We start from the raw sequence: 2,220 nt of genomic DNA, 5'->3' as shown, positions 1-2,220 counted from the left end.
GTCTTCGGTGGCCCCGGCAGTGGTCAGGTCATGCTCCGGCAAGGGTCATGCCTTCGATCAGGAGCGTTGGGGCGGCGGTGCCGAAATTACGGTCGAGGTCATCGGCCGGCACCATGTTGAGGAACATGGTCTTCAGGTTCGAGGCGATGGTGACCTCGGCGACCGGATAGGCCAGCTCGCCGTTCTCGATCCAGAAACCCGAGGCGCCACGGCTGTATTCGCCGGTGACCATGTCGACGCCCTGGCCGAACACTTCGGTGACGTAGAAGCCGGTCCTGAGCGATTTGATCAGCTCTTCCGGCGACCGCTCGCCCGGTTCGATGGCGAGATTGGTGGAGGATGGCGTCACGGAGGAGCCGCCGCGCGCGCCGCGGCCGTTGGTGACGAGGCCCAGTTCCCTTGCGGCCGATGTCGACAGGAACCAGTGGTTGAGCACGCCCTTCTCGACCATCAACAGCTTTTCGCCTTCGACGCCTTCGCCGTCGAACGGACGCGAGGCCTGGCCACGCAGCCGGAGCGGCTCGTCGGTGACGGTGATGGCGGAAGCGGCCACCTGCTTGCCCATCATGTCACGCAGGAACGAGGTCTTGCGCGCGACCGAGGCGCCGTTGATGGCGCCGGCAAGATGGCCGGCAATGCCGCGCGCGACGCGCGGGTCGAACACCACGTCGACCGGCCCGGTCGCCGCCTTGCGCGCGCCGATGCGGCGCACCGCGCGTTCGCCGGCCTTGCGGCCGATGTCTTCGGGCGCATCGAGATCGGCGAAGTGCTGGCGCGAGGAGAATTCATAGTCGCGCTCCATGCCGGTGCCCTCGCCGGCGATGACGCTGGCCGAGCGCGAGAAACGCGAACCGACATAATGGCCGAGGAAGCCGTGCGAGGTGGCCAGCACCAGGCCGCCGAGGCCGGCACCGGCGCTGGCGCCGGCCGAATTGGTCACGCCCTTGACGCCAAGCGCTGCCGCTTCCGCCGCCAATGCGGCTTCCTTCAACTGGTCTGCCGACACTTCGGTGGCGTCGAACAGATCGAGATCGCGCGTCTGTTTGGCCAGCAATGCCGGGTCGGCCAGCCCCTGATAAGGATCCTGCGGCGACACTTTCGCCATCGCCACGGCGCGCTCGGCCAGTGTTTTCGGGTCGGACGCCGCCGTCGCCGAGACACTTGCCACGCGGCCGCCGACGAAAACGCGCAGCGCGACATCCTCGCTTTCGGAGGCTTCGGTAGCCTCGACCTTGCCGAGACGCACCGACACGCCGGTCGAGCGGCCGCGCACGGCCACCGCGTCGGCGGCATCGGCGCCGGCCTTTTTGGCAGCCTCGACCAGGGCCGCGACGCGGTCGGTCAATTTTGCTGCGTCTGATATATCGGTCATGCCTGAAATCCTGCTGGTGCGGCCGGTGTGCGGCCGTTGCCCACCCATCTATTGTTCCGGTCCGGCTTGTGCAATGGCATAGGCTTCAATCAAAATGCAGGGTGGACGGTTCAAAACCGCGAACCCTGTGACGCAAAATCGGTTCGCAGCCTGCACGGAGCATTTTCGATGACGCCTTTCCATCTCGCCTTCCCGGTCCGTGATCTCGATGAAACCCGCGTTTTCTATGGCGAGGTGCTGGGCTGCGCCATCGGCCGTTCATCGGCGACCTGGGTCGATTTCGACCTTTACGGCCACCAGATGTCGGCGCATCTGCGGCCGCAGGCCGCACAGGCTCCTAGTGACGGCAAGGTCGACGGCATTGTCGTGCCGATTCCGCATTTCGGCGCGGTGCTGCTGATGGACGACTGGCAGCGCCTGGCGACGCGGCTGGAGGCGCGCGACGACATCGACTGGCTGGAACGGCCGATGGTGCGTTTCAAGGGCGAACCCGGCGAACAGGCAACGCTGTTCATCCGCGACCCCTCGGGCAATGCCCTGGAATTCAAGGGTTTTCGCTCGCTGGAGCAGGTTTTCGCGCACTAACTCAGATCGAGGGCATCGGTCGATCAACGGCCGAAACGGCCCGCCGCGAAAGGTGCGAGCCGAGCCGGATCGCCGCGTCCGCCGATCAAGTCGGCGACCAGCCGCGCGGTGATCGGAGCCAGCGTCAGGCCGAGATGGCCGTGCCCGAAAGCATGAATTACGCGGGAGCTGCCGCGCGAAGCGCCGATGACCGGCCTGGAATCCGGCAGGGACGGCCGGAAGCCGAGCCATTGCGAGGCAGGCGAGCCGAGCCTGGGAAAAAT

3 protein-coding genes are annotated in these 2,220 nt (G+C 66.4%); 1 reads left to right on the top strand and 2 read right to left on the bottom strand.

What is annotated here, in order from left to right:
- Positions 1 to 28: 28 nt before the first annotated feature.
- Positions 29 to 1,372, bottom strand: a complete 1,344-nt coding sequence (locus EOB59_RS14945) for a TldD/PmbA family protein (RefSeq protein ID WP_128288668.1) — start codon at positions 1,370 to 1,372, stop codon at positions 29 to 31.
- Positions 1,373 to 1,540: 168 nt separating this feature from the next.
- Between EOB59_RS14945 and EOB59_RS14940 the strand changes: the two genes are divergently transcribed.
- Positions 1,541 to 1,957 (top strand): VOC family protein, encoded by a 417-nt coding sequence (locus EOB59_RS14940; RefSeq protein WP_013532348.1) that lies wholly within the window; start codon positions 1,541 to 1,543, stop codon positions 1,955 to 1,957.
- Between the two features lie 23 nt (positions 1,958 to 1,980).
- Here the strand turns inward: EOB59_RS14940 and EOB59_RS36310 are convergent.
- Positions 1,981 to 2,220, bottom strand: a 240-nt coding sequence (locus EOB59_RS36310; RefSeq protein ID WP_245486632.1) for an FAD-dependent oxidoreductase, incomplete at its 5' end; no start/stop codon positions are given.

The organism is Mesorhizobium sp. M7A.F.Ca.MR.176.00.0.0, from assembly GCF_004023165.1.
Taxonomy (GTDB): Bacteria; Pseudomonadota; Alphaproteobacteria; order Rhizobiales; family Rhizobiaceae; genus Mesorhizobium.
This window is presented reverse-complemented; position numbering and strand designations above follow the sequence as displayed.

Coding starts and splice junctions, on each gene's coding strand:
- EOB59_RS14945 (WP_128288668.1), bottom strand. CDS start 1,372: ATGACCGATATATCAGACGCAGCAAAATTGACCGACCGCGTCGCGGCC.
- EOB59_RS14940 (WP_013532348.1), top strand. CDS start 1,541: ATGACGCCTTTCCATCTCGCCTTCCCGGTCCGTGATCTCGATGAAACC.